Origin of the sequence: Paenibacillus gyeongsangnamensis, from assembly GCF_027533625.1 — a bacterium.
Taxonomy (GTDB): domain Bacteria; phylum Bacillota; class Bacilli; order Paenibacillales; family NBRC-103111; genus Paenibacillus_G; species Paenibacillus_G gyeongsangnamensis.
The window spans coordinates 165,616-186,634 of the sequence record NZ_JAQAGZ010000019.1 but is presented as its reverse complement, the minus strand read 5'-3'; the positions used below and the strand labels follow the sequence as shown (position 1 = coordinate 186,634).

Annotated in this window: 20 protein-coding genes, 12 tRNA genes, 2 rRNA genes and 2 pseudogenes; 28 read left to right on the top strand and 8 right to left on the bottom strand. The window is 53.4% G+C overall.

Annotation, left to right across the window (positions count from 1 at the left end; translation table 11 throughout):
* From O9H85_RS26335 to O9H85_RS26245, 19 genes are all read left to right on the top strand, one after another.
* Positions 1–177 (top strand): 23S ribosomal RNA (locus O9H85_RS26335); the annotation flags it as partial.
* Positions 178–400: 223 nt separating this feature from the next.
* Positions 401–517, top strand: a 5S ribosomal RNA gene (gene rrf / locus O9H85_RS26330).
* Between the two features lie 5 nt (positions 518–522).
* Positions 523–598: transfer RNA gene (locus O9H85_RS26325), tRNA-Asn, on the top strand.
* A gap of 1 nt (position 599) precedes the next feature.
* Positions 600–675: transfer RNA gene (locus O9H85_RS26320), tRNA-Thr, on the top strand.
* A 3-nt stretch (positions 676–678) separates the two neighbouring features.
* A tRNA-Glu gene (locus tag O9H85_RS26315) sits at positions 679–750 on the top strand.
* A gap of 38 nt (positions 751–788) precedes the next feature.
* Positions 789–864 (top strand) — tRNA-Val (locus O9H85_RS26310).
* Positions 865–870: 6 nt separating this feature from the next.
* Positions 871–946: transfer RNA gene (locus O9H85_RS26305), tRNA-Thr, on the top strand.
* A 14-nt stretch (positions 947–960) separates the two neighbouring features.
* Positions 961–1,035, top strand: a tRNA-Gln gene (locus O9H85_RS26300).
* Positions 1,036–1,044: 9 nt separating this feature from the next.
* Positions 1,045–1,117 (top strand) — tRNA-Lys (locus tag O9H85_RS26295).
* Positions 1,118–1,146: 29 nt separating this feature from the next.
* Positions 1,147–1,229: transfer RNA gene (locus tag O9H85_RS26290), tRNA-Leu, on the top strand.
* A gap of 4 nt (positions 1,230–1,233) precedes the next feature.
* Positions 1,234–1,308, top strand: a tRNA-Gly gene (locus O9H85_RS26285).
* Between the two features lie 10 nt (positions 1,309–1,318).
* Positions 1,319–1,395: transfer RNA gene (locus O9H85_RS26280), tRNA-Arg, on the top strand.
* A gap of 16 nt (positions 1,396–1,411) precedes the next feature.
* A tRNA-Pro gene (locus O9H85_RS26275) sits at positions 1,412–1,488 on the top strand.
* A 15-nt stretch (positions 1,489–1,503) separates the two neighbouring features.
* Positions 1,504–1,577 (top strand) — tRNA-Gly (locus O9H85_RS26270).
* Between the two features lie 284 nt (positions 1,578–1,861).
* Complete coding sequence (locus tag O9H85_RS26265; protein WP_269884373.1) at positions 1,862–2,359, top strand: Chromate resistance protein ChrB; 498 nt, start codon at positions 1,862–1,864, stop codon at positions 2,357–2,359.
* Between the two features lie 19 nt (positions 2,360–2,378).
* A complete protein-coding gene (locus O9H85_RS26260) occupies positions 2,379–2,807 on the top strand; it encodes a chromate resistance protein ChrB domain-containing protein (protein WP_269884372.1) in 429 nt (142 codons plus the stop codon).
* Positions 2,808–3,015: 208 nt separating this feature from the next.
* Entirely contained in the window at positions 3,016–3,765 is a 750-nt protein-coding gene (locus tag O9H85_RS26255; protein ID WP_269884371.1) for an ABC transporter ATP-binding protein, read from the top strand.
* A complete protein-coding gene (locus O9H85_RS26250; RefSeq protein ID WP_269884370.1) occupies positions 3,758–4,510 on the top strand; it encodes an ABC transporter permease in 753 nt (250 codons plus the stop codon). Before O9H85_RS26255 ends, O9H85_RS26250 begins: the two co-directional genes overlap by 8 nt.
* Before the next feature lie 364 nt (positions 4,511–4,874).
* A complete protein-coding gene (locus O9H85_RS26245; RefSeq protein WP_269884369.1) occupies positions 4,875–6,101 on the top strand; it encodes an MFS transporter in 1,227 nt (408 codons plus the stop codon).
* Positions 6,102–6,116: 15 nt separating this feature from the next.
* On the opposite strand, the pseudogene O9H85_RS26240 reads toward O9H85_RS26245, so the two are convergent.
* From O9H85_RS26240 to O9H85_RS26230, 3 genes and pseudogenes are all read right to left on the bottom strand, one after another.
* Positions 6,117–6,206 (bottom strand): annotated as a pseudogene (locus O9H85_RS26240) (3-oxoacyl-[acyl-carrier-protein] reductase); the annotation flags it as partial.
* 392 nt (positions 6,207–6,598) lie between these two features.
* Complete coding sequence (locus O9H85_RS26235; protein WP_269884368.1) at positions 6,599–6,763, bottom strand: DUF1328 domain-containing protein; 165 nt, start codon at positions 6,761–6,763, stop codon at positions 6,599–6,601.
* A 22-nt stretch (positions 6,764–6,785) separates the two neighbouring features.
* Entirely contained in the window at positions 6,786–7,016 is a 231-nt protein-coding gene (locus tag O9H85_RS26230; protein WP_269884386.1) for an alpha-glucosidase C-terminal domain-containing protein, read from the bottom strand.
* 177 nt (positions 7,017–7,193) lie between these two features.
* Here O9H85_RS26230 and ppc point away from each other — a divergent pair, with 177 nt between their 5' ends.
* The 9 genes and pseudogenes from ppc to O9H85_RS26185 form a co-directional block, all read left to right on the top strand.
* The gene (ppc, locus tag O9H85_RS26225; RefSeq protein ID WP_269884367.1) at positions 7,194–9,983 is read left to right on the top strand and encodes a phosphoenolpyruvate carboxylase; all 2,790 of its coding nucleotides are present in this window, start codon (positions 7,194–7,196) and stop codon (positions 9,981–9,983) included.
* A gap of 453 nt (positions 9,984–10,436) precedes the next feature.
* Positions 10,437–11,003 (top strand): RNA polymerase sigma factor SigW, encoded by a 567-nt coding sequence (sigW, locus tag O9H85_RS26220; protein WP_269884366.1) that lies wholly within the window; start codon positions 10,437–10,439, stop codon positions 11,001–11,003.
* Positions 11,004–11,081: 78 nt separating this feature from the next.
* The gene (locus tag O9H85_RS26215) at positions 11,082–11,693 is read left to right on the top strand and encodes an anti-sigma factor family protein (RefSeq protein WP_269884365.1); all 612 of its coding nucleotides are present in this window, start codon (positions 11,082–11,084) and stop codon (positions 11,691–11,693) included.
* A 142-nt stretch (positions 11,694–11,835) separates the two neighbouring features.
* Positions 11,836–12,642, top strand: coding sequence for a diadenylate cyclase CdaA (gene cdaA / locus O9H85_RS26210; RefSeq protein WP_269884364.1), 807 nt, complete (start codon positions 11,836–11,838; stop codon positions 12,640–12,642).
* 1 nt (position 12,643) lies between these two features.
* Positions 12,644–13,969, top strand: a complete 1,326-nt coding sequence (locus O9H85_RS26205) for a CdaR family protein (RefSeq protein WP_269884363.1) — start codon at positions 12,644–12,646, stop codon at positions 13,967–13,969.
* Positions 13,970–14,124: 155 nt separating this feature from the next.
* A complete protein-coding gene (glmM, locus tag O9H85_RS26200; protein ID WP_269884362.1) occupies positions 14,125–15,465 on the top strand; it encodes a phosphoglucosamine mutase in 1,341 nt (446 codons plus the stop codon).
* A gap of 268 nt (positions 15,466–15,733) precedes the next feature.
* Positions 15,734–15,931, top strand: coding sequence for a hypothetical protein (locus O9H85_RS26195; protein WP_269884361.1), 198 nt, complete (start codon positions 15,734–15,736; stop codon positions 15,929–15,931).
* Positions 15,932–15,945: 14 nt separating this feature from the next.
* Complete coding sequence (glmS, locus tag O9H85_RS26190; RefSeq protein ID WP_269884360.1) at positions 15,946–17,775, top strand: glutamine--fructose-6-phosphate transaminase (isomerizing); 1,830 nt, start codon at positions 15,946–15,948, stop codon at positions 17,773–17,775.
* 274 nt (positions 17,776–18,049) lie between these two features.
* A pseudogene (locus O9H85_RS26185) lies at positions 18,050–18,382 on the top strand (transposase); the annotation flags it as partial.
* Position 18,383: 1 nt separating this feature from the next.
* Here the strand turns inward: O9H85_RS26185 and O9H85_RS26180 are convergent.
* From O9H85_RS26180 to O9H85_RS26160, 5 genes are read right to left on the bottom strand one after another with little or no spacing between them, the layout of a single operon-like run.
* Positions 18,384–18,563, bottom strand: coding sequence for a hypothetical protein (locus tag O9H85_RS26180; RefSeq protein WP_269884359.1), 180 nt, complete (start codon positions 18,561–18,563; stop codon positions 18,384–18,386).
* 4 nt (positions 18,564–18,567) lie between these two features.
* Positions 18,568–18,804 (bottom strand): SDR family oxidoreductase, encoded by a 237-nt coding sequence (locus O9H85_RS26175; protein WP_269884385.1) that lies wholly within the window; start codon positions 18,802–18,804, stop codon positions 18,568–18,570.
* A 10-nt stretch (positions 18,805–18,814) separates the two neighbouring features.
* Positions 18,815–19,612 (bottom strand): FecCD family ABC transporter permease, encoded by a 798-nt coding sequence (locus O9H85_RS26170; protein ID WP_269884358.1) that lies wholly within the window; start codon positions 19,610–19,612, stop codon positions 18,815–18,817.
* Positions 19,551–20,660: a FecCD family ABC transporter permease gene (locus tag O9H85_RS26165; RefSeq protein WP_269884357.1), complete on the bottom strand. Its 1,110-nt coding sequence runs from the start codon at positions 20,658–20,660 to the stop codon at positions 19,551–19,553. The genes O9H85_RS26170 and O9H85_RS26165 overlap by 62 nt, the downstream gene beginning before the upstream one ends.
* A gap of 4 nt (positions 20,661–20,664) precedes the next feature.
* The gene (locus O9H85_RS26160; RefSeq protein WP_269884384.1) at positions 20,665–21,012 is read right to left on the bottom strand and encodes an ABC transporter substrate-binding protein; all 348 of its coding nucleotides are present in this window, start codon (positions 21,010–21,012) and stop codon (positions 20,665–20,667) included.
* Positions 21,013–21,019: the final 7 nt, after the last annotated feature.

The window sequence follows — 21,019 nt, the reverse complement described above, 5'->3', positions numbered from 1 at the left end:
CTGGATAGCCAAGTACGGACGGGATAAGCGCTGAAAGCATCTAAGCGTGAAGCCCCCCTCAAGATGAGATTTCCCAGTATGTAAGACCCCTTGTAGACGACGAGGTAGATAGGTTCGGGGTGGAAGCGCGGCAACGTGTGGAGCTGACGAATACTAATCGGTCGAGGGCTTATCCTATAGGTTTTGCGACAGCAAAACCACATCGGAAGCATAGGTTTATCCACAAAGTGAAGATGAAGCTGACGAAGCGGATTCCGAGTACTTTGCGGGGGCCAGGTAAAGCAAAAGCAAGCAAGATTACCTCAGCTAAAGTACGATGTTTCGATCCAGTTTTCAGGGCGCAAGTCGTTCTGAGCTGTAATACATGATGTTCCTTGGCGGGGACATCGCCATACTTATGTTTGGTGACGATGGCGGAAGGGAACCACGCGTACCCATCCCGAACACGAACGTTAAGCCTTCCAGCGTCGATGGTACTTGGACCGAAGGGTCCTGGGAGAGTAGAACGTCGCCAAGCATTGTTCCCTGATAGCTCAGTTGGTAGAGCACTCGACTGTTAATCGAGTTGTCACAGGTTCGAGTCCTGTTCGGGGAGCCATGCTTCCATAGCTCAGTAGGTAGAGTGCATCCATGGTAAGGATGAGGTCACCGGTTCGATCCCGGTTGGAAGCTCCATAAGGCCCGTTGGTCAAGGGGTTAAGACACCTCCCTTTCACGGAGGTAACAGGGGTTCGAATCCCCTACGGGTCATTAGGATCTGTATCGGTTCCGATGCAGATTCCCTTAATGGAGGCTTAGCTCAGCTGGGAGAGCATCTGCCTTACAAGCAGAGGGTCGGCGGTTCGATCCCGTCAGCCTCCACCATCTTAAGCCGTTGTAGCTCAATTGGTAGAGCAACTGACTTGTAATCAGTAGGTTGGGGGTTCAAGTCCTCTCGACGGCACCAGGATTCATTCAGATTGGGGATTAGCCAAGCGGTAAGGCAACGGACTTTGACTCCGTCATGCCTAGGTTCGAATCCTAGATCCCCAGCCATTGCATTATGAGCCATTAGCTCAGTTGGTAGAGCACCTGACTTTTAATCAGGGTGTCGTAGGTTCGAGTCCTACATGGCTCACTTTCTTTATTGAAGTTTTGCACGTAATTGCGCGTATGGCGGAATTGGCAGACGCACCAGACTTAGGATCTGGCGGGCGACCGTGGGGGTTCAAGTCCCTCTACGCGCACCATCATGCGGAAGTGGCTCAGCGGTAGAGCATCGCCTTGCCAAGGCGAGGGTCGCGGGTTCGATTCCCGTCTTCCGCTCCAAATTTCATAAGTGCCCATAGCTCAGCCGGATAGAGCGTTTGACTACGAATCAAAAGGTCGGGAGTTCGAATCTCTCTGGGCACGCCATTTTTCATCAAAATCCCGGGACGTAGCTCAGCTTGGTAGAGCACCTGGTTTGGGACCAGGGGGTCGCATGTTCGAATCGTGTCGTCCCGACCATGTTTTAATCAAAATGCGGGTGTAGTTCAATGGTAGAACTCCAGCCTTCCAAGCTGGTAGCGTGGGTTCGATTCCCATCACCCGCTCCATAACTTGAATTTTCAAACTAGTGTAAGTTACATATAAATCTAAAGAAACAGAGATGAAGCCCGTATGGTTCCATCTCTGTTTTTTATTTAGCCATATCCATTCTGAAAATAAGTACACGGCAAAAAACGTCATTAGCCGGCTTATTGACGGTTGGACGTTAGGTATGGTAAAAAGGCAGGAGAACCCGATAAACCAATGGGCTCATCAACCTCGATTCCATTAGCACTATAAAAAATAACAATTGTTATTTTCTAACGATTGTTGTATTCTGGGGCGTGAAATTATGAAATGGATCGTATTTATTTATAAAGTTCCTTCCCAGCCGACCAAATTCAGAGCCTACCTGTGGCGTGAAATCAAAAAGCTTGGCTGCTTGTATTTGCAAGATGGCGTATGCATTATTCCGGATTCGGACGATACGCACTTGTTTATCGGCGCTTTGGCCGAGAAGGCGCAGCAATGGGGCGGGCAGGTATTCACTTTTCTGTCTTCCACGTTTTCTAAAGAGAAGGATCAGGAGCTGATCTCCCAGTTTAACGACGCAAGAAATGAAGAATACAAGGAGCTGATCCCATGGGTCACCCGTATTCATGGGTACGTTGAGGAGAAAGAACAATGGGAGTTTAGCGAGGAACAGCTACGCAAAATCAAGGATGAATTTCAAAAGCTATTGCGGCAGTTTCAGAGTATCGAAGCGAAAGATTACTTTGAGGCGGAGATGGGACATAAACTGCGGGTAATGATTGATCAGTGCAGAAAAGGATTAATGAAACTTTTTTGAGACAAGAGGTGGATCAGCGTTGAAATGGGTAACGAGAGAGCATTCGAATGTGGAGAGAGTGGCTTGTCCTTGGCTAATCAAGCGTTTTATCGATCCGGATGCCGTTTTTGAATTCGTTCCTTCCGATACGGACCCGAATACGATTCGCGACGGCATTCCTTTTGATATGAAAGGCGTTGAACTGGGGCATCATAACGGCGGATGCAGTTTTGAAGCTTTTTTATCGAAATACGAGTTGGATAAAGATCCCGCGCTCGTCTTAATGGCCTCCATCATTCACGGAGCAGATATCCCGGTAGATATTAATATAACACCCGAATCGGCAGGTTTGAGAGCCATTGCATTCGGTTATCATTACCTTGGGATTAGCGACCATGAGAAAATTACGCTGCAAACCTCGATGTATGACGCCCTATATGCGTGGTGTAAACGTAAAGTTGGATTATAGGATCGAAGCAGAAGAGAATACGGACATGATACTGGAGAGTGGTGTGGCTCTCCTTTTATTTTTCCGGCAGACCCTAATATATAACATTCGTTACAAAGTAACCATTGTTATATTTCTGCAAATGTAGTATCATTCAGACTGCCAAAGCAATGAATCAGACTATCCTCTATCAAGGCAAAATAGCCAATTTCATAAGAAGGGAATCGTTATGTCTTACATATTTCAATTTGACCGTTTGCACAAGGTGATCGAAGACACGGAAAGATCGGTATTGTTTACAAATGTTTGCGGTTGTATGGATGAGCCTATGATCATAACCGTCCTTGGGGCGTCAGGTCAGGGAAAGAGTACACTGCTGCGCGTCCTTGCACGGCTTGATTCCTTCGACGAAGGCGATATGATGCTGGGAAATAAGTCTTACAAAGATTGGTCCGTAAGAGAATGGAGAATGAAAGTAGGTTATGTGTCTCAGTTTCCGGTCATGCTGCCGGGTAGTGTGGAAGATAATCTGAAAACGGTCAGTTCGCTGCACCGGATCCCCTTCGATCATGCGCTGGCCAAAAAATTAATGGAAAGCCTGCGCCTCGATCATTTGGACTGGAACAAGAAAGCAGCGGATCTTTCCGGCGGAGAGAAACAAAGACTTTCGCTGATCCGGTCCATGCTGATCCGGTCGGAGATCTTATTGTTGGACGAGATTACAGCCTCGCTCGACCAACATAGCAAGCATGCCGTCGAGCAGGTTCTCGAGGAATGGTCCCGCCGCGAAGGTGTCGGCATGATTTGGGTAACGCACGATTTGCAGCAAGCGCGTCACCACAGTAAGCGGGTTTGGTTTATGGCGGAGGGAACGCTGCTTGAAGACAGGGATACCCAAGCCTTTTTTGACAAGCCCGATACGAACGCGGGTATGCAATATTTGCAGGGGCTGAAAGCAGAGGGAGAGCATCATGTCTAATCTTGCCTTAATTTTAACGCTGGTATTTGTGCTGATTACCATCCTGGCGTCCATGTGGCGCAAGCTCGGCCTTGAAAAGGATATTGCCTGGGGAACGGTACGGGGTTCGATTCAACTGTTTTTGGTAGGGTATGTGCTGCACTTCGTCTTCCAATCCGAACATATTCTTCTGACGCTGCTCATTATCGGCATTATGATCGTCGTAGCGGCGTGGAATGCGGCGAAGAGAGGGAAAGGCGTGCAAGGCATCCTATGGCGGATTATCATTGCTATATCCGTGATGGAGATCATTACGATGTCGCTTTTGATCGGGCTGCAAATTATCGAACCGATTCCGAAATACATGATCCCGCTGACAGGGGTATTGATGGGCAATGCGATGGTCGTGTCCGGATTGTTCCTGAATCAAATGAACAGGGAGATCCAATCCTCCCGGGGGGAAATCGAAACGCTGCTGTCCTATGGGGCTACAGCGCTGCAAGCCATTCAGGTCTCGCTTAAAAGGTCCGTAAAAACGAGCATGATTCCTACGATAGACAACATGAAGACGGTAGGCCTTGTACAGCTTCCTGGCATGATGACAGGGATGATCGTTGCGGGAGCGGATCCCATACAAGCAGTACGCTATCAAATTTTAATCATGCTAATCACCTCGGCTTCCGCCGCGATTACCAGCATCGTGTTAAGCATGTTGAGTTATCGGCTCTGGTTTACCAAAGATTTGCGGCTGCGGCCGGTCAAATGATCGGTTATTGTACAGACCTTTGCATATTATGCAGAGGTCTTTTTGGGTTGATAAGAATTTATAAGTTTTCGTAGCTTATAGCTTCGCATCAACCTTGGTAAACGCGCTGGTCCCTGTAAGACAAGAACGGCGTAGCCGTTTATCCTGGGCTTATTCGTACAGCGGCGGCAGCCCGTAAGGCGTTTGTTTATCCATTGAGCAAATTGCCGATGCGTCTGAGAAACAAGGAGGATAAGCGCTCTCTGAGCGCGAAGAGCGATTGAAACTTGGATTTCCCGAAGCATACGACGATTGCTTTTATCCAAGGAACATGGGATTCTAACGAAGGATATGATCCGATTGACCAACATAGGAGTGGACATCAATGCTTGATAGGGAAGCCCCCATTCAACGTATGGGGATGCAGATGAGCCGGGGTACCTGGCTAAATTTTCGATGGGATTTCAGCGCGACGATTCTTTACAGCTTTTTTAACGTAATATTTAACCAGTTCTATGTGCCGATTGCGATCCAGCACGGGGCTTCCAGCTTTCAAGTCGGCTTACTGTCGGCGGCACCGGCGATCGGTCTGATCTTCTCTCCCTTCTGGGCCAGTTGGATTGAACGCTCCAGACCGAAGCCGTTTATGATTTATCCGAACTTTATCGGGAGACTGCTGATCATTGTGCCTGCGCTCTACGCAGCGCCATGGGTATTTGTTGCGGTAGTGTTGGCTTTTCACGTGCTGATGGGAATTCAAGCGCCCGCTTACGCATCGCTCGTGACCCGGATGTATCCGCCGCAGCTGCGCGGCCGTTTGATGGGAAATGTACGCGTGGCCATGGGCTTTCTAATGATCCCGATGGCTTATTTGATAGGGAAGTGGATGGACTATTCCGGCAGCTCGGGACCTTTGATTACCGGCTCGGTGCTGGGCGTCGTCTCCATTCTGGTCTTCTGCGGAATCAAGGAAATCGAGCCGGTCGCCTCGCGCGCCGCTGCGGTTCACAAATCCGCGATCCTCAGCCAGTTCCGTCTCCTCAAAGAAAACCGGAGGCTGGCGCTGTTCCTGGCGGCAACCACGTTCTCCGGCTTCGGCAATATGCTGGCGAGCCCGCTTTATCAGATCGTACAGGTACAACGGCTGGAGTTGACGAATGTCGAGCTCGGTTATATCCGCATGGTATATTATACGTTCTTAATTTTGGCCTATTGGCTGATGGGGAAAGTGATCGACCGCTATTCCCCCAAGCATGCCATGTATTTCGGCATCGGAGGCTTTACGCTCGTGCCTCTGTTATATGGCGCCTTAGGCAGTTACCCGTCCCTGCTCCTTGCAGGGGGACTTCAAGGCTTTGCGGACGCGACCTGGGACATCGGCTGCATGGCTTATGTATTCCGCATTGCGCCGGGGAGAGAAGCGGTCGTCTTCGGACTGCATCTGATGCTGTTCGGCGTCCGCGGCACCATCGGACCGCTGCTCAGCACGGCACTGGCGGGTACGGTTCCTTTGCCCCTGATCTTCTTCGCGGCCTTCGGCTGCGGCATCCTTGCCCTGCTCCTGTTCGCTTCGGAGAAGCCTTCCAAGGAGCTGGAGACAGCTAAGGCATAGAAAGCCGAACTCCGTCTACCCGTTCAATAAAGACTCCGCACCGTCGATATAGATCTCGGTCCCCAAGATGTAGGAGGAATCCCCGGATGCCAGGAACAGGACAAGTTAGGCCACCTGCTTGACTAGACAGCATCGGATGATTTTGTTCAGCATATAAACAATTAACAGGGACAATAAAGTGCCGACACCTATGCGGAACGGGGGACTTTGAGGCAATCGCATTACTTCAACAGCAGAAGAACCCGGACAGCAAAAAGCATGTCAGCAGCATTCCGAGCACGAACGGCACAGGAGTGCCGGAATGCTGCTGAGTTTGTTCATCGTATAAATAATTAACAGGGATAATATGGACAAAGCTCATTGCCGGTGAACGGACATTCAATGGAGATTGGGGTGCACTTGTTCGCGAGCTTCGTTTATATTCTCGACTACACTTATTCTTGGCTGATGTTCCATGGAAACGGCCTCCTTTTTCGAATGGGTTGGGCAACCGAAGCTCAGGTCCGCGATCGGCGGCCCATAAAGAAGGAAAGCACGAACATTACAAGAAAGACGAAGAATAGAATCTTAGCTATCCCTGCTGCCGCCGCGGCGAGGGTAAAGAACCCGAAGATGCCTGCCAGCAGCGTCAAAACCAGGAATATGACGGTCCATCCCAGCATGAGATTCACCTCCTTCCGGGGTTCAGTTGATCGAGCGATACAAAGTGCGGTAGCCGAGCGGATCGAGCTTGATGTTCATCATCCCGTCGTCCGGTCGACCGTCTTCTTGGGACAAGACGTCTTTCCAGTCGCTCGTCTCTATCGGGTGGGACAAGACGGTCTTCTGCTCGGAGTTGTTCATCCATACGGTAAAATGCATCGACCCGTCGACCCGCTCGTAAATGATCCTCGGATCGTCCGGTTCCGCCTTCAGAAGTGCGCCTTTGCATTAATTAACCTTTTGCAGGATTCGTCAAACAAACCGTATAATGAAGAATATTACCCGAGAAAAAAGGGAAGTTTTTTCGCTTTACCGCATAAATGGACTACATCACAGTCCAATACTGTGTTAAAATAGATTTTATGACTTGCTTAAGGATGGAGGAGAACCATGTCTGATTCAGTCAGCATCATAGGCAAAAACACATCCAACAACCTGCTCCGCAGGGACGTCCGTTTCCTGGGGCATATCCTCGGCGAGGTGTTGGTTCACCAAGGCGGCAACGGGCTTTTGACCATCGTAGAACAGATTAGAGAGATGAGCAAAACGCTGCGCGCCGGCTTCACGCCGGAATTGTTCGCGGAATTCAAGAGCACGATCAACAACCTGGCGCCGGAAATTCGCCACCAGGTCATTCGCGCTTTCGCCGTATACTTCCAGCTGATCAATATTGCCGAACAAAATCACCGGATCCGCCGCAAACGCGATTACGAACGGACGGCCGGAGAGAACGTCCAGCCGGGCTCCATCGAGAACGTCGTCCGCGAATTGAAATCGCTGAATATTCCTTCGGCGGAAGTGAAGGATATTCTGCAGGGCATCTCGCTGGAGCTCGTCATGACGGCTCACCCGACGGAAGCTTCGCGCCGCGCGGTGCTGGATATCCATAAACGGATCGCAAACGACGTCATGGAGCTGGACAACCCTAGCCTGACGTTCCGCGAGCGGGAGCAGCTGCGCGAGAAGCTTCTGGGTGAAGTCATCACCCTGTGGCAGACGGACGAGCTGCGCGACCGCAAGCCGACCGTCATCGACGAAGTGCGCAACGGGCTGTATTTCTTCGACCAGACGCTGTTCGACGTGCTGCCGCAAGTCTATCAAGAGCTGGAGCGCTGCCTGGACAAGTATTATCCGGATGAGGATTGGCATGTGCCGACCTTCCTTAAATTCGGCTCCTGGATCGGCGGAGACCGCGACGGCAATCCGTCCGTGACTTCGGACATCACGTGGGAGGCACTCACCCTGCACCGGCGCCTGGCCGTGTACAAGTACGAGCAGCAGCTGCGCGAGCTGATGCAGCATATGAGCTTCAGCAGGAACATTGTGGAAGTGACGCAGGAGCTGCTGGATTCGATCGAGCGCGATCGGAATCAGATCGACCTGCATACGGACGACGTATGGCGGAATGAGATGGAGCCTTACCGCATCAAAGTGAAATATATGATCGAGAAGATCCATCATGCGGGCAACCCTAACATTCCGGCGAGCCGGAAATATAACGGTCCGGACGAGTTTATGGAGGATTTGCGCATTATCGAGCGGAGCCTTCGCAACCACTATGCGGACTTTATTGCGGACAGCTACATCGAGAAGCTGGTTCGTCAGGTGGAGCTGTTCGGCTTCCACTTGGCTACGCTTGACATACGCCAGCACAGCAAAGAGCATGAGAATGCGATGACCGAGATTTTGGCGAAAATGAGCATCGTCGCGGATTACGGCAAGCTGCCGGAAGAGGAGAAAATCCGTCTCCTTACGGATCTGCTGAACGATCCGCGGCCGATTACGTCGCCTTACCTGACCTATACCGAATCGACGCAGGAATGCTTGGATGTTTACCGCGTGGTGAAAAAGGCGCAGCAGGAATTCGGACGCAGCTGCGTATCCAGCTACCTGATCAGTATGACCCAGGGCGCGAGCGACCTGCTCGAGGTGCTCGTATTCGGCAAGGAAGCGGGATTGTACGTGCATGAAGCCGACGGCTCCAATACTTGTACGCTGCAGTCGGTGCCGCTCTTCGAGACGATCGACGACCTGCACGCCGCGCCGGAGATCATGACGACGCTCTTTAATATTCCGGCTTACCGCAACAGCCTGAACAGCACGAACCAGTTGCAGGAAATTATGCTGGGCTACTCCGACAGCAACAAGGACGGCGGCGTGATTACCGCCAACTACGAGCTTCGCGTGGCGCTCCGCTGCATTACGGCGGCAGCGAAGAAAGCCGGCGTGAAGCTGAAGTTCTTCCACGGGCGCGGCGGAGCGCTCGGCCGCGGCGGCATGCCGCTGAACCGCTCCATTCTCGCTCAGCCTGCTGACACGATCGGCGGCGGCATCAAGATTACGGAGCAGGGCGAGGTACTGTCCTCGCGTTATTCCATGAAGGGCATTGCGTACCGCAGTCTGGAGCAGGCGACCTCGGCGATGATTACGGGCGCATTGGCCGCCCGCAGCCAGCGGGTCGACGACGCCGAGCAGGCATGGGACGATATCATGGAGGGCATTTCCTCGAAGGCGCAGCAGAAGTATCAGGATCTGATCTTCCGCGATCCGGACTTCCTGACGTTCTTCAAGGAATCGACGCCGCTGCAGGAATTCGGGGAGCTGAATATCGGCTCGCGCCCGTCCAAACGGAAGAACAGCGACCGCTTCGAGGATCTCCGCGCGATACCGTGGGTATTCGCCTGGACGCAAAGCCGCTATCTGCTGCCGGCTTGGTATGCAGCCGGCACAGGCTTGTACAGCTACTACCAGGACAATCCGGAGCATCTGCAGGTGATGAAGGACATGTACCAGAATTGGTCGTTCTTCCAGTCGCTCATCGACAATCTGCAGATGGCGCTGGCAAAGTCGGATCTGCTCATTGCCAAGGAATACGGCTCCATGATCAAAGACCAGGCGGTGGCCGAACGGATCTTCGGACTCATTCAGGAGGAATACCGCAAGACCTCCGAGCTGATTCTGGAAATCACCGGCCAGCAGGACATTCTCGACAATGTACCGGTCATTCAGGAATCGATCCGCTTGCGCAACCCATACGTCGATCCGCTGAGCTACATGCAGGTTCAGCTCCTGGCCGAGCTGCGTGAGCTCCGCGAGAAAGGCGAGGACGACGCGATTCTGCTTCGCGAGGTGCTGCTGACGATCAACGGGATCGCCGCGGGCCTTCGCAATACGGGCTGATCAAACGCCCGAGCATAGGAAGCCGGAAGCTGGACCCGCACGCCCGCGGGTCATGGCTCCGGCTTTTTGCGTGAGGGAACGGGAAGGCTTGAACGTGGGGTTGAGGAGTGAGGGTGTGAGTTAGTAAGGCGCGAGATGTGAGGAAGCACTCGCAAGATGCTTTATCGATCGCATGCCCCCCTTTAGCGGCCGCCCGGGCGGGCTTCACTTAAGAAGGTATGTTTGGCAGGGGCCAAGAGCACCCTAAGATGGAAAGCGGCGATCGTCCTGACCGGCCCCGGCATCTGCGCTGGTTCTTATTTATAATGGAACACTGTACAGAAGCTGCCATGATTTGATATGCTGTCTAATATTGGCGGGCAGTCCGGTTTTCGGAATGAAAATACGGCAGCCTGATGAAGCCGATGGTCGCGGAGGCTCCGTGAGACTTCGGCAGGGGTTGGAGGTAGGCAAGTGGATTCAATGGATATCAGGCTTGCCAAGCTGGCGCGCGCGGGAGACCGGGCGGCATTCGCCGAATTGGTGGAGCTGTATAAAGATAAGATTTATCATTTGGCGTACCGGATGCTGCATAACTGGCATGAAGCGGAAGAGATCGTGCAGGAGACGTTCCTGCGGGTGTTCACGAATTTGGAGCGATACGACGAAACGCAGAAATTTTCCACCTGGATTTACCGGATCGGCACGAATCTGTGCATCGACCGGCTGCGCAAACGGAAGCCGAGCTATTCTCTCGATTCGGAAATGAACGAAGGTGAGGGGACGGACTGGTATTCCTTGCTGCCAAGCCAGGAGGATACGCCGGACGAGCAGCTTCTTCTGTCGGAGACGCAGACGCAGATCCGGGAATCGATCGAAACGCTGCCGGAGAAGTACAAGGCCGTCGTCATTTTGCGCTACCTTCAGGACTTGTCTCTTCAAGAGATCAGCGACGTATTGTCCATGCCGGTGACGACGATTAAGACACGGCTGCACCGGGGGCGTGAATTTCTGCGCAAAAAACTGGAGAAGATTCTTTAGGTTTTTGAAACATCCTTCGAGCTCGCACGTAATGTATATTACATCATTCTGAAGATGGACAGAAAGGAGTGGCTCAGCTTGAATTGTTACGAAGCCCTCCCTATGCTGCATGAATATTTGGACGGGGGTTTAGACAGCAAGGACAAGGTCGCTCTGAAGGAGCACCTGCTCCTGTGTGCCGACTGCCGCAAAAGACTTCAGCAGTTGGAGAAGGTGGAAGCTCTGATTGTAGCCTGGGAGGAGCCTGGGACACCGGACGGCCTGACGGAACGGATTATGCAGTCGCTGCCTCCGGTGAAGCGCGTCAATCCTTGGTACCGCTGGGTTCGCCGGCATCCGGCCGCGTCGGTGGCGGCTGTCTTCGTGCTGGTGATGTTCGGCAGCTTCCTGTCGATGTGGAACAACAACCGGGAGCTGCTGGTTCGGGGATCCGACCTGCAGTCGATCGTCATTCAGGGCAAGACGGTGCTTGTTCCCGAAGGGCGTACGGTAGCTGGGGATTTGACGGTCGAGGAAGGAAACGTTCAGGTGAATGGCGTCGTCAAAGGAAATGTGGTCGTCATCGACGGCTCGGTCAACATGGCTTCGACAGCCCACATCTCGGGACAGGTCAAGCAGATCGATGAAGCGTTCAGCTGGATGTGGTACAAAATGAATCTTTGGTTTAACGAATTGTCCGGATCGAAGTAGGCCCCGTTACCCATTTTTTTAAAATCCTCCCTTTGGTATGGTAGAAAGGGAGGGTTTTTTGCTGTAATTATGGTATGATGGAACGAAGGGGCCATTCTATAGAGAGAAGCAGTAAAGCTGGTCATGGGTGGGGGCAAAAACGATGGATTGGATTACGGATATCGGCATTAAAGATATCATTGACATACTGATCGTAAGCTACGTCATTTATAAATTGATTCTGCTCGTCCGAGGTACCCGGGCCGTACAGCTGCTGAAGGGCATTCTGGTCGTCGTGGTGACCTGGGCGCTCAGCTCGTGGTTCAAGCTCAGCACCCTGCAGTGGATGATGAACCAGGTGTTTACGTTCGGCGTGGTCGGGGTCATTATCATTTTCCAGCCGGAGCTGCGGCGCGCGCTCGAGCAGCTGGGCCGGGGGAAGCTGTTCAGCCGGACGACCGGTGAAGAGGATCAGGATGTGAACCGGCGGATCAATGAGGTGCTGAAGGCCGTGAACTATTTGTCGCGGCGCAAAATCGGGGCCCTCATCGTGTTCGAGCGGGAGACGGGGCTTAACGATTATATCGAATCGGGAACGACGATCGAAGCCCATATCAGCTCGGAGCTGCTGATCAATATTTTCATCCCGAATACGCCGCTGCATGACGGGGCCGTATTGATCCGCCGCAACCAGCTCATGGCGGCGGGCTGCTATTTGCCGCTGTCGGAGAATCCTTTCATCTCCAAGGAGCTTGGTACGCGGCACCGCGCCGCCATCGGCATGAGCGAGGTCTCAGATGCGCTGTGCGTCATCGTGTCGGAAGAAACGGGACAAGTCTCGCTCGCGATGAACGGCCACGTTCTGAGGGATATTAAAGAAGATGCGCTGCTGGCGAAGCTGTTCGAGGAATTGAAGCCGAAGGCGAAGACAAAAGAGAAGAACTCCATTTGGAAATGGAGGCTGCGATAAGATGGACCAATGGCTTCGCAATACGAATGTTGTCCGCGTGATTGCGCTTGTCATCGGGATTCTGCTCTGGGCTGTCGTCCGGATGGACGGCGGGGCGATCTCGACCAGTACGAGCACGGGGATCAAGGAAGAGAAGATATGGAATGTGCCGGTGTCGCCGAAATATGATACGGACCACTTTTTCGTAGAGCAAATCGACCCTGCCCAGGTGACGGTCAGCATCTCGGGAAGGGACGCTACGGTCAAAAAGGTGATGAGCTCCGCGAATTATTCGGTAGAGCTGGATTTATCGCAGGTGGGCAAGGGCGAGCATGTGCTGCCCCTCACACCGGTTGGTTTTCCGTCCGGCGTCACGGTCAAAGTGAGTCCTTCCAACGTTAAGGTCGTGGTGGACGAGAAGACGAACAAATCGATGCCGGTCGTCGTCAATGTGACCGGAATTCCGGCCGTCGGCTTGAAGGCGGGACAGCCTGTCGTGAAGCCGAAGAGCGTCACCGTGTCGGTGCCTAGCAAAATTTACGATTCCGTGGACAGCGTCCGCGCGGACGTGAACGTGGAGAAGGCGCAGGCGGCCGTCACCAGCAAGGTGAAGCTTGTGGCTTACGGCAAGGATGGGAAGCCGATCGATACGGCGGTCATCAATCCGGCGGTCGTCGATGTGGAAGTGCCGATCACGAGCCCATTTACAACGGTTCCGCTGCAGCTGAAGTTCGTCGGTGAGCCGCCGCGGGGCTTCGCGGTGGAGTCGATTCGCCAAAGCACGGACAAAGTGACGGTCTACGGCCCGCAGACGGCACTGGATAAGATGGAGTTCTACGAAGGGCCGCAGGTAGCGCTGAATGACTTGAAGGAAGATAAAGAGTTTTCGCTGGACGTGCCGCTGCGCGGGAAAGTGACGCAGGTCGATCCGCCGAAGGTAACGGTGAACGTTACGGTCGTTCCGTCGGTTACGAAGACGCTGGAGGCGATTCCGCTCTCGATCATCGGACAGAACGACGGATTCGACACGAAGGTCGTGCTGCCGGAATCCGGTCAGCTCAATCTCGTCGTTGAGGGCGCTCCTTCGATCATCGATAAGCTGAAGACGCAGGACGTGCAGGCGATTCTCGACGTGAGCAATTTGCCGCCCGGCAAGCATGAGGTGCCAGTGACCTGGAATTTGCCGACGTTCGTGAAGAAAGGCCCGCAGCAGGATTTCAAGGCGACGGTGGACATTAGCGCCAAACAAGGAGCGGGGACGGGAGCCGGAGCGGGAGCCGGGGCCCAGCCGCCCGCTTCGCAGCCGCCGGCCGCACAGACGCCGGGCGCCAAGCCCGGTACGCCGTAAGGAGCGGCTGACGGGCTTGCTTGCGGCTTCCAGCCTTCCCGTTTTCTAGGTAAAAAAAGGAAGGTCGGGGGTATAAGCTTGCCATTCGGACTGCAGCGCGAGATAATGAACTAGAATAAATATGCTATATGCAGCTTTTAAAAGGGAGAGGAACCATGGGGAAATATTTCGGCACGGACGGCGTACGCGGGGTTGCAAACGAAGGGTTAACGCCGGAACTGGCTTATAAAATCGGACGCTGCGGCGGCTATGTGCTCGCAGGTCATGTCGAGCGTCCTGTCGTCGTCATCGGTCAAGATACGCGCATTTCCGGACCGATGCTGGAAGCGGCCCTGGTTGCAGGGTTACTGTCGATCGGGGCGAACGTGATCCGGCTCGGCGTCATTTCGACTCCGGGGGTAGCCTATTTGACCCGGACCTTGAAGGCGGATGCCGGTGTCATGATCTCGGCCAGCCATAATCCAGTTGAGGACAACGGAATCAAGTTCTTCGGCGGCGACGGCTTCAAGCTCTCCGATGAAGATGAGCTGGCGATTGAACGGCTGATGGATGCGGAGCAGGATGAGCTGCCGCGGCCGGTCGGCGGAGACATCGGTACGGTTCGCGTCGATGAGGAAGCGAAGTATCTCTACTTGGATTATATAAAATCTACGGTCGGCTCGTCCTTCCGCGGCTTCAAGGTAGCCCTGGATTGCGCCAACGGAGCGGCCTATGAGCTGGCGCCAAAGGTATTCGAGGCGCTGGGCGCAGAAGTGATCACGATCGGGGCGGAGCCGAACGGCCGCAACATCAACGATCACTGCGGATCGACGCATCCGGAGAAGCTGCAGAAGCTCGTCTTGGAGCAAGGCGCGCATATCGGGCTGGCGTTCGACGGCGATGCCGACCGGCTGATCGCGATCGACGAGACGGGCACTGAGGTGGACGGCGACTATATCCTCAGCATTTGCGGCCATGCCATGAATCAAGCGGGTCAATTGCGCGAGAATACGATCGTGACGACGGTTATGAGCAACATCGGCTTCTTTAAAGGCATTGAGGCGGTCGGACTGAAAGCGGCGAAGACGGCGGTCGGCGACCGTTATGTGATGGAAGAAATGCGCAAGGGCGGTTACAATCTCGGCGGCGAGCAATCCGGCCACGTCATCTTCCTCGATTATAATACGACGGGCGACGGCATTCTGACGGCGCTGCAGCTGATGGATACGCTGGTGAAGGCGGGCAAGCCGCTCAGCGAGCTGAAGACGATCATGTGGAAGTTCCCGCAGAAGCTGGTGAATGTACGCGTCGGCGATAAAAGCAAGCTGAAGGACAACGTTGTGGTGGAAGCGGCTATTCGCAAGGTCGAAGACGAGCTTGGCGACAACGGCCGGGTGCTTGTACGGCCTTCCGGTACGGAATCCCTGATCCGCGTGATGGCGGAAGGGCCGGATAAAGACCAGGTCGAAGCCTACGTGCAGCAGATCGCCGACGTTATTCAGCAGGAGCTGTGCTAAAAAGCATGCAGCGTGTCCCTCGATTCCTTAACGGAGTCGAGGGATGCTTTTTTTCTTATTGGCCGAAGGTTTGGATGAAAATGATATGAAAATAAATGTTGCACAATTTCATAAAAATGAATAAGATGTTGATATGTCTTACTCCAAGAGAGAAAGGTGGGTAGGGGCTTATTTGTCTTTACAAGCGCCAGAACTTGAGGATGGGCTAAGAGGCGAGAGTTTTGCCGCGTAATCGGTCACGATCCGTCCGGTGTTGCCGGAGGATCCTATGAGTTATCTAGACAGCGCGAAGAGCTTCGCTTGGCAGACCCATCGTCAAGTTGACGAGGTGAAGGTGTTCGAAACATTCGGCGGGGACCTTCCGGTGACGATCATGAGCCGTAAGTCGAGAAGCAAAATGTCCGGGCGACCGGGCAGACAAGATCTCGGCAGGATCAACGCAAGACCATGTTCTTTGACAATTTAGGAGGTCTCATCCATATGTGTGGTATTGTTGGCTATGTAGGGAAGCGTAATTCCCAGAATATATTGATTGAAGGCTTGAAAAAACTGGAGTATCGCGGTTACGACTCCGCCGGCGTGGCGGTATATACGACGAACGGGCTTAAGGTATCGAAGGCGAAAGGACGTCTGGCTAACCTGGAATCCAAGCTCGGCGATGCGCCGCTGGACGGAACGATCGGGATCGGACATACACGTTGGGCAACGCACGGCAAGCCGTCCGACGTCAATTCCCATCCGCATACGGACAATTCGCAGAAATTCTCCGTGGTGCATAACGGCATTATCGAGAACTACATTGCGCTCAAGGAAGAGCTGATTGCGAAAGGTCACGTTTTCGTCTCTGAGACGGATACAGAGGTGATCTCGCACTTGATCGCAAGCCTGTACGACGGCGATATCGTAAAAGCCGTACAAGCGGCGGTGCAGCGAATGACCGGCGCATTCGCGCTCGGCGTTCTGACCGAATATGAGCCGGATAAGCTGGTTGCGGTTCGCTTGCAGAGCCCGCTGATTATCGGCGTTGGCGAAGGCGAGAACTTCATCGGCTCCGACATTCCGGCCATTCTCGAATATACGCGAAATGTGTATATTTTGAACGACGGCGAGATGGCGCTTCTGACGCGTGACGGTGTCGAATTAATGACGTTAGAAGGGAATTTTATTTCCCGGGAATTATTTCATGTCGATTGGGATATCGTAACGGCGGAAAAAGCCGGATTTGATCATTTCATGCTGAAAGAGATTCACGAGCAGCCGAAGGCTTACCGCGATACAATGGGCGTGCGTCTGGATGCATCCGGACGGAAGGTGGTGCTGACGGAAGTCGGCATGACGCCGGAGCAAATCCGCAGCATTCGCAATGTGCACATCGTCGCTTGCGGAACGGCTTACCATGCAGGTCTCGTCGGCAAGACGGTAATCGAGAAGCTGGCACGCATTCCGGTAGAGAACGATGTCGCTTCGGAATACCGCTACCGTTCGCCGATCATAACACCGGAGACGCTGGTGATCGTTGTCAGTCAATCCGGCGAAACGGCCGATACGCTGGCGGCTTTGCGCGAAGCGAAGCGCTGCGGCGCCCGTGTGCTGGCGATCACGAACGTGGTTGGCAGCTCCGTAGCCCGTGAAGCGGACGATGTGATCGTCACTTGGGCGGGGCCGGAAATCGCCGTAGCTTCGACGAAGGCCTATACTTCGCAGCTGATCGCGTTCTATCTGCTCGGCTTGTATTTGGCTCAAACGCTGGGCACGCAGGACGAAGCGGCGATTGCTGAAGTGATTGCTGAGCTGAAGGAGCTTCCGGAGAAAGTGGAAGCCATCCTCGCGCAGTCGGAGACGATCAAGGAAATCGCGGAGCAAATCGCAACGCACGACAATCTGTTCTTCATCGGCCGCGGCGTAGACTATGCCGTTGTGCTGGAGGGCTCGCTGAAGCTGAAGGAAATCTCCTACATTCACTCGGAGGCTTATGCTGCGGGTGAGCTGAAGCACGGTACGCTTGCTCTGATCGAAGAAGGCATTCCGGTCATTGCGCTCGCGACCCAGCACGACCTGTTCGAGAAGACGGTCAGCAACATCAAGGAAGTGAAAGCCCGCGGCGCGCATGTGTTCGGCATTCACGAAGCAGGCAATGAAGAGATGGCGAAGGTCGTGGACCAAGTGTTCGCGGTACCTGCGACTCATCCGCTGCTGACTCCGGCTCTGTCCGTCATACCGCTGCAGCTCCTGAGTTATTACGCGTCTCTGGCGCGCGGCAATGATGTAGATAAGCCGAGAAACCTAGCGAAAAGTGTAACGGTAGAGTAATAGAGAGAGGCGAAAGCCTCTCTCTTTTTTGACTCATTACAATAAAGTATTGGTCTCAACAATAAAGTGTTGTTCTCCAAAAATAAATATAATAAAGAATTGTTCTGTTCAAAATAATGCGGTTCGGAAAGTTGTAAAATAACTTCTAAGAGAAGTCCCGGTGAAAATGGCCTCATCGGGACTTCTCTTATTTTTAGGGGGATATTTATGACATCTTCTTTAGGTGAACGAATCAGGCTGATAAGAAAAACAAATCGATTGAATCAAACCGAATACAAACGTGCTTTGTACCGATTCGTGGAGGGCATTCAGCTCATATGCGAATGAGAAAAGGTTTGGTTCATTACCGTTTCAAGTCCGATGGGAAACAGCGTGTGAAAGGCGTGTACCATAAAATGTCAACAGTTACCACAGCCGTTTGAAGAAATGGAATGACTGCTTTAACGGTGTTGCTACAAAGTATCTGCAACATTATTTGGCTTGATTTCGTTTTTTAGATAGCAAGGAATACGAAAATACCAAAGTAAATAAAAAGAACATGCTCGTAACTGCGTGTCTTTTCCACACGAAAGAAACAAATAACTCTCTTAGAGTCATACCAAATTGAATCAAAATGTAATATCGTCGAAATTCCGCAAAAGGCGCTGCTCCAGCCCTTTTTCGTTTGCTTTAAGTTCCTGCATGATCGGAATGCTCATATCGGTATTTGGGTTGTATTTAAGGCCCCAGTGCATAATGGCAAAGACGACCGGAAACAAATCAAGCGCCTTTTGCGTTGGCCGGTACATCGTTTTAGAGTTCACCGCCGATATCGTCGGCTTCCCCGACCCTGCCTAACGCCGTCTGCGAACCTATAAAGTCCCTTCTCCCCTGATTGTCCCTCAATGCGCCCCCGCCGAAATCTGTAGCGATCGCTCCCGGGGCAACCGCATTGACCCGAATGCCTCTGCGTCCCCATTCTTTGGCCATATACTTCGTCAATATTTCGATTGCGCCTTTCATGGCAGCATAAGCTCCGTAGCCTTCAATCGCAAACCGGTCAAGCTCGTCGAGGGATGAGCCACTGATGCCGGCTACCGACGAGGCTGCGCGCGATATGCGGCGCGATAAGGCCGATGAAGCCGATCGCGCCGACGGCCGATACGGAAATGCCGGCCAGCGCGACCGCAAGGAGGAGTAGCCAGAATCGCTGCCTTGCGAGGCTCACGCCGAGGGAGGCGGCCAGCTCGTCACCAAGCTGTAAGATATTCAACTTGGCGAAATACCGCCACGCCAGCGGCACGAGCACGGCGATCCACGGCAGGAGCGCGTAGACGTGGCTCCAGCGTCGGCTCCACAAGCTGCCGGACATCCAGAGCAGCGCCATGTTGATATCGCTGGGATTCCTGATGATCAAGTACTGCGTCCCGGCTTGAAAGACGGTGCCGACGGCAACGCCGACCAAGGCAAGAACAGCGGGGCGCAGCGTCATCCGCTTGCTCAGCAGCAGCAAGGCGATGAAAGCGGCGAACGCTCCGGCAAACGCGGCAACCGGCAGCAGGTAGCCGGGCGCTTTGGGAAATAAAAAGATGACGGCCGCCGCCGTAAATCCTGCGCCCTTGGTCATGCCGATGACGTCGGGACTGGCCAGCGGATTCCGCAAAATGCTCTGCAAAATGACGCCCCCGACAGCCAGGCCGAATCCGGCCAGAATGCCAATGACGATTCGGGGCAAACGAACCTCATGAACAATAAAAAAAGACTTGTTGCTCTGATTCAGCAAGCTGGCCCAAACGTCATGGAATGGAACCGGCACAGCGCCCACGCGAATGGACAGCATGGCTAAAGCAATCAGCACTAGGAAAGCGGCAGCTAGTGAGAGGCTCTTTCTCCTCATCGCGACGTTGCACCCCCTTGCTTATAAAGAAAGGGGCGCCGATCGCCGCCGTAATGATGCCTACGGGGGATTCGTAAGGAAAAGCGACGAACCGGCCGATGAAATCGGCATATACGAGAAGTGCGCCCCCAAGCAGCGCCGTGAGCGGCGCCAGAACGGCAAGATTGCTGCCGGCCAAAGCGCGTGCGATGTGGGGGACAATCAGGCAGACAAACCCGATAGGCCCGCACAGAGCGACTGCCGACCCGGCGAGAACGATAACGAGCAGTATGCTGACGGCGCGCACGAGCGCAACACGCTGACCTAGTCCGGCTGCGATTTCATCATCGACCAGCAATAAGCGAAATGAAGGGAGCATCAGCGCAAACAGCAGCAGCCCGCTGATGAAGAAAGGAAGGATGAAACCGATCTCCTTCCAAGTGATATGGCTCAGCGAGCCGACAAGCCAGAAGATCATGCTGTCGGTGGCCTGTTGATTGAAGATAATGAGCCCTTCCGTAAGGGAAGCGAGCAGGAAATGAATGGTGATGCCCGCTAAAGCTAAACGGATGTATTGCTGACGGCCATTTCCGGCAAGCGACCAGACCAGTGCAGCGCCTAACGCCACCCCTGCAAAAGCAAACAAAATGGAGCCCGTATTCGTAAACCCGGGCACGGCGATCAGGCCGAGCACGACGGCGAAGGCCGCTCCGGCATTGATGCCGAAGATGTGCGGCGAGGCGAGTGGGTTTTTGGTTGTCAGCTGGGTAAGAAGCCCTGCCAGCGCCAGCTGAGCCCCGGCAATACAAGCCATCAATGCGCGTGGCAGCCGCAGCGTTTGGATGTACAAGTGGGCTTTATCATGCCCCTGAAATGTCACGGCCTCGTATAACGTTGACCATGAAACAGGTGCTTGCCCCCATTTTAAGCTGCTGATGAGGCCAATGATCAATAACAGGCTAGATATAGAAAAAAGGAAGAGCAGAGACCGCTCTAGGCTCTGCTTTCCGTATCGATTGGGTTTCGTCATGCCGTTATTCTCCCAAATTTTTCACAATATCCTCAAGCATTTTCTCAGAACCGAGCAACCCGCGGGATAAAGACCAGTCGCGGCGTTCGACAGTGAACACTTTGTTGTTCGCGACAGCGTCGATCTTTTTCCAAACAGGGTTCGTTTCCCATTGCTTGATGATCGTTTCTTTATCCGTCGGCATCAGGAATAACACCTGCGGGTTCGTTTCGGCCAGCTGTTCCAGGGTTAGCTGTGGATAAGCCGTATTGTTTTTGACCGGATCGTTAAATCCAAGTGCAGCCAGGAACGAACCACTGTACGCGTGATCCGAGTGTGCGAAGAAGCCTTTTGGATTGACTACAGCCGGCAGAACGCTA